2 protein-coding genes are annotated in these 6,061 nt (G+C 69.4%); one reads left to right on the forward strand and one right to left on the reverse strand.

Annotation, left to right across the window (positions count from 1 at the left end):
- A partial coding sequence (locus Y706_RS24580) for an ExeM/NucH family extracellular endonuclease (RefSeq protein ID WP_084476049.1) occupies window positions 1-4,160 on the forward strand: 4,160 nt, incomplete at its 5' end.
- Window positions 4,161-4,343: 183 nt separating this feature from the next.
- Here Y706_RS24580 and Y706_RS29195 read toward each other — a convergent pair.
- Window positions 4,344-6,061: FAD/NAD(P)-binding protein (locus tag Y706_RS29195; protein ID WP_043435677.1), on the reverse strand; the 1,718-nt coding region annotated here is incomplete at its 5' end.

Below are 6,061 nucleotides of genomic sequence, written 5' to 3' on the forward strand. Positions count from 1 at the left end.
CCGGTGGCGGCGGCACGATCGTGCTGGCCAAACAGGCCACAGCACTCAATCCGCTGCCGACAGGCTCGGTCATCGAACCGGCCAACGTCGCGGACCTCCTCGGCTACGGCACCTCCAACACCTTCGAAGCCCAGGCGGCCGCTGCGCCGTCGGGAAACACCGACGTCAAGAGCATGAACCGCAGCAACGGCGGGGACACCAACAACAACGCCGCCGACTTCGCACTGAACGCAGCCATCACGCCGACGGCGGCCAGTGGCGCTGCCGGCCCCGTGGATCCGCCCGTGGATCCGCCCGTGGACCCGGGCACTCCCCCGGCCGCCAAGACCATTGCCGAAGTCCAGGGCACCGGCGCCGCGAGCCCGCTGGCCGGATCCTCGGTCACCACGCGGGGCCGGGTCACCGCGACGTTCCCCACCGGCGGCTTCGCAGGCTACTACGTCCAGACCCCCGGCACGGGCGGCGATCTCACCCCGGCCAACCACGCGGCGTCGGACGCGGTGTTCGTCTACTCCCCGTCCACGGTCGACTCCGTCAGGATCGGCGACTACGTCGAACTCACCGGCGCTGTCAGCGAATTCTTCGGCATGACGCAGTTGAACGTCGCCGCGGCGGCCGATCTGAAGAAGCTCACCGAGGCCGCCCCCGAGGTCAAGGCCACCGGCTTCGCACTCCCCGCCGACGAGGCCTTCCGTGAATCCCTCGAAGGCATGCTGCTCACCCCACAGGGCCCCGTCACCGTGGCGGACAACTTCTCGCTGAACCAGTACGGCGAGATCGGCCTGGCCGGCGGCACCACCGCGCTGGAGCAGCCCACCGCCGTCGCGCCCTTCGGTTCTGCGGAGTACACCGCCACGGCCGCGGCGAACGCCGCCCGCGGCATCAAGCTCGACGACGGCGCCACCACGAACTTCCTCAAGGACGCCGCCACCAAGGCCCAGGTGCTCCCGTACCTGACCACGGCCGATCCGGTCCGGGTCGGCGCGCCGGTGACGTTCAAAACCAACGTGGTGCTCAGCTACGCGAACAGCGCCTGGAAGTTCCAGCCCCTGACGCAGCTGACGGCCGCCAACGCGGACACCGTGCAGCCGGCCAGCTTCGGCGCCACCCGGGCCGGGACCCCGGCCGCCGTGGGAGGCAATCTCAAGCTTGCCTCCTTCAACGTGCTGAACTACTTCCCCACCACCGGCGACCAGATCTCCGGCTGTACGTTCTACCCGGACCGGGACGGCAACCCCATCACGGTCAAGGGCGGCTGCGACGTCCGCGGCGCGGCGAACGCGGAGAACTTCAAGCGGCAGCAGGACAAGATCGTAGCGGCGATCTCCAAGTCCGGGGCCGACGTCGTCACGCTCATGGAGGTCGAGAACTCGGCCCAGTTCGGCAAGACCCGGGACGACGCGCTCGCCAAGCTGGTGGATGCGCTGAACATCGCCACGCCGGGGATCTGGGACTATGTCCGCACGCCGGCCAACGCACCCCCGCTGGCGGACGAGGACATGATCCGCACCGCGTTCATCTACAAGTTGGCCGCCGCCGAACCGATCGGCGAATCCATCATCCACAACGACACGGTCGCGTTCGCCAGCGCCCGCAAGCCGATGGCCCAGGTCTTCAAGCCGGTCGGCGCCGCCGATGACAAGAAGTTCATCGCGATCGCCAACCACTTCAAGTCCAAGGGCTCCGCCGCGACGCCGGAGGACACCGACAAGGGCCAGGGCGCCTCGAACTTGGCCCGCACCGCCCAGGCCAAGTCCCTGCTGGCATTCGCCGACGAACTGCAGAAGTCCAAGGGCACGGACAAGGTCTTCCTGATCGGCGACTTCAACTCCTACGCCAAGGAGGACCCGATCAACGTCCTCACGGGCGCCGGGTACGTCAACCAGGATGAGAAGGCCAAGAACGCCGACGGTTCCGCCAAGCACTCCTACCTGTTCGGCGGCCTCGTGGGCTCGCTGGACCACATCCTCGCCTCCCCGGCGGCCAACGCCGCCGTCACCGGCGCGGACATCTGGAACATCAACTCCGTGGAATCCGTGGCGCTGGAGTACAGCCGCTACAACAACAACGTCACCGACTACTACGCTCCGGACCAGTTCCGGGCGAGCGACCACGATCCCGTGGTGGTGGGTCTGAACTTGCCCGTCACCCCGGCCAGCGTGGAGCTGAACTTCCTGGGCATCAACGACTTCCACGGCCGCATCGATTCGAACACCGTGTTCTTCGCAGGGACCATCGAGAAGCTGCGCGCCGCCGCCGCCCCGGGCGCCACCGCGTTCATCTCGGCCGGCGACAACATCGGCGCCTCGCTGTTCGCCTCGGCCATCGCCAAGGACCAGCCGACCATCGACGTGCTGAACGCCCTGGACCTGCGCACCTCAGCGGTGGGCAACCACGAGTTCGACGGCGGCTGGGCTGACCTGCGCGACCGCGTCACCGCCGGCGGGACCAACGCCAAGTTCCCGTACCTGGGCGCCAACGTCTACGCCAAGGGCACCACCACCCCGGTCCTGCCGGAATACACGGTCCTGGACATGAACGGCGTGAAGGTCGCCGTGATCGGCACGGTCACGCAGGAGGTACCGTCACTGGTCACGCCGTCAGGCATCGCGGACCTTGAATTCGGTGACCCCGTCGACGCGATCAACCGGGTCGCGGCGAAGATCAAGGCGGACAAGCTCGCCGACGTCATCATCGTGGAGAACCACGACGGCGCCGGGTCGGGCGCGCCCGACGGGGCCACTTTGGAGCAGGAAATCGCCGCCGGCGGCCCCTTCGCCAAGATGGTCCAGAAGGTCACCCCGGATGTGGCGGCGATCTTCAACGGCCACACCCACAAGCAGTACGCCTGGGACGCCCCGGTCCTGGATGCGGCGGGCCAGCCCACGGGCAAGACCCGCCCGATCGTCCAGACCGGAAACTACGGCGAGTTCATCGGCCAGATCCAGCTGACCATCGACACCAGGACCATGTCGGTGACCGGGTACAAGGCCGGCAACGTCCAGCGCACCACCAGCGCCGCGCAGCCGGCAGCCGATCTTGTGGCGCAGTACCCGCGCGTCGCGGCCGTCAAGGCCATCGTGGACAAGGCCCTGGCCGACGCCGCGGTGGTCGGCAACCAGCCTGTCGGCAAGGTCACGGCGGATATCACGACGGCGTTCGCCGGTTCCCCGGCTGTGCGCGATGACCGTGCCAGCGAGTCCACCCTCGGCAATCTGGTGGCGGACTCCCTGGTGGATGCGCTGAAGGCGCCGGACCTCGGCGCCGCCGAAATCGGCGTCGTCAACCCGGGCGGCCTGCGCAACGAGCTGTACTACGCGCCCGACGGCACCATCACGTACGCCGAGGCCAACGCGGTGCTGCCGTTCGTGAACAATCTGTGGACCACGTCCCTCACCGGTGCGCAGTTCAAGACCCTGCTGGAGCAGCAGTGGCAGACCAACCCGGACGGCACGGTTCCCAGCCGCGCCTACCAGCAGCTGGGCCTGTCCAAGAACGTGAACTACACCTACGACGCCGCCCGCGCCGCCGGTGACCGGATCACCTCGATCCGGGTCAATGGTGCACTGATCGACCCGGCAAAGTCCTACCGGATCGGGACGTTCAACTTCCTGGCCACCGGCGGCGACAACTTCCGCATCTTCAAGGAAGGCGCAGGCACCAAGGACTCCGGGCTCGTGGACCGCGATGCCTGGATCAAGTACCTGCAGACCCACAACCCGGTCTCGCCGGACTTCGGCCGCCGCTCCGTGGCTGTCGTGAACACGACGGCGGCGGAGGTCAAGGGCGGCGAATCCCTCACACTGGCGGTTTCAAAGCTGGACCTCACCTCGCTGGGCAGCCCGGTGAATGCCTCGCTGCGCGCCGAGTTCACCGACGCCGCGGGCACGGTGACGGCCCTGGGCACGGTGCCGGTGACCGTCGGCGCCGCTCAGGTGGACGTGAAGGTTCCGGCCGGAGCCGCCGCCGGCGCGGGCACCCTGGTGCTTACCGCCGTCGAATCCGGCACTGTAGTGAAAACGGCGGTGAAGGTCGCGGCCAGCGTCCCCGTCCCGCCGAAGTGCACGCCGCCGGTCAAGCCGACCAGGCCCGGGGATCTCGTGGGCCAGGTGAACTACGGGACAGCCATGGCCGCCTACCGGAAGTGCCTCAAGGGCTGATGTCTTAGCCCGGGCTCCCCAGCCCCCACCACGGCACATGCCCTCCCCTGGCCCGCAGCACTGGACATAAGCACCACGTGTCCACTGCCCGGCCCCAAGGGAGGGCATGCCCGTTCTTGGAGGCAGGCACGCAGGAGGCCATGCCCACTTTTAAGCGGCTCCTGAGCGGCAGGCGGGTGCGGGCTAGGGGGCCAGGATGTCGCGGGCGATCTCGTCGGCGTCGCGCAGGGTGCGCTGGCCGCTGCGGTAGACCGGGCCGGTCTTCGGCCGGGCCTCGGCGGCGATGGCCGTGCCCCATTGCGTGGCGGAGAGCTGAAGCCCGAGCACGTAAAGCCCCGGCGTCACGGACCCGTTGGCACCCAGCGGCCGGTACGGGTGCGGGACGACGTCCAGCCCGGAAGTGTGCACCGGGGTCCCCTCCACGCTCATCATGAGGCGCGGCCGCACCAGCCCCTCGGCGAGCAACTGCTCCAGCAGGGGCGAAGAGTTGACGGCCACCCGGTTGGCCGGGGCCAGCGCCTCGATCATCGCCGCCGCGGACACGGCCCCCGCCCCGGAACCGGTCACAGCGTTCTCCGTCCGGTCCCTTATCGCACCGGCCTTCGCCGTCCCTGAGGCAGCACCGATCACGCCGGCACTGCCCACAAAACCGCGGACCCCAGCGCCGCCCGCGGCAGCACCACCGACGCCGGCAGGCTCCATCGCAGAATCTTCCGCCCCGCCGTCGGCGCTTTCATCCATTCCGCCGCCCACCCATGGTGACGCCGCGGTGAACATCCGGGCCCGCCGGTCCACGCCGAACTTGGGGTCAGGGCCCACGAAGCGCACGATTCCCGCCCGGGCCAGTGCCGCGAGCTGCGCGGAGCGCAGCGCCGGTGGGCCGCTCGCCAGGCCTTCCACGAATGATTCGAACCAGCCCCGGAGGCCCGCGACCCAGGATTCGTCCGTGATGCCGCTATCGGCCACAGCGGTCTTGAGCACCGCCCGGCCGTGGTGCAGCGCGCCGATCGCCATCTTCACCGGATCGTCCTCGCCAAGGGCCGAGCGCCGGGCGTCGTCGAGCAGGTAGTCGACGACGGCGGCGTCCAGTTCGGCTCTCGAGTCAAACGAGCGCCCGGCCAGGGGCGCCGCGAGGCCGAGCAGGTCCAGGCGGTGGGATGCCCGGACATGGACGGCAATCACCGATTCCGCGGTGTGCTCCCACTTGGCGGTCGAGTGAGCATGCGGCCGCAGAGACTCGTCCAGGGCGCGCAGGAACTCGGCCGGGCCGGTCAGGATGGCATCGGGCTGCGAGCGCGCGAGCGTGGAGTAGTAGGCCCAGACCGCGTCCCGGTGAAGGAGCGGCCAGAGGTCGTAGTCAAAGGAGGGCCGGATTCCGGAGTCGGCGAACTTCGCGATCGCGCCCTCAGTGCAGTAGCGCAGCCGGACCGTTCCGGGGTAGTAGCCGGTGAGGGTCGCCTTCGCCCGATAGGGGGTGCCGCGGCGTGAGGCGGCGATGATGAGCGGTTCGCGGCCGGACGGCAGATACGTCAGTTCAGCGGTGCCCTCCCCGGCAACGAACCGGCCGCCGCGCCCTTCCGTCAGCTGTCCCATCACGTCAAAGAAGTTCAGGCCCATGCCGCGCACCAGGACAGGTTTGCCTCCCGGCACCCGGGACCAGTCGACGTCGGCGGGCGCCGCCGGCGGCACGTACAGGAGACCAAGTTCCTCCGCCGCGGAAAGCAGCTCCCGCTGTTCAGGGTTCAACCGCGCGTCGAGGTGGCCCACGGCCAGCACCACGGAGTCGACGGTAAGTATGGTGCCGTCGTCGAGCACGATGTCGAACCGCACCGAAGCGTCCTCCGCGCCGGCCGGCCCGGAGGCGGCCAGGTCCGGGCCCGGCGCCGCGGCGGCCTCCGCGG

This window comes from Arthrobacter sp. I3, assembly GCF_000520575.1.
GTDB lineage: Bacteria > Actinomycetota > Actinomycetes > Actinomycetales > Micrococcaceae > Arthrobacter > Arthrobacter humicola_A.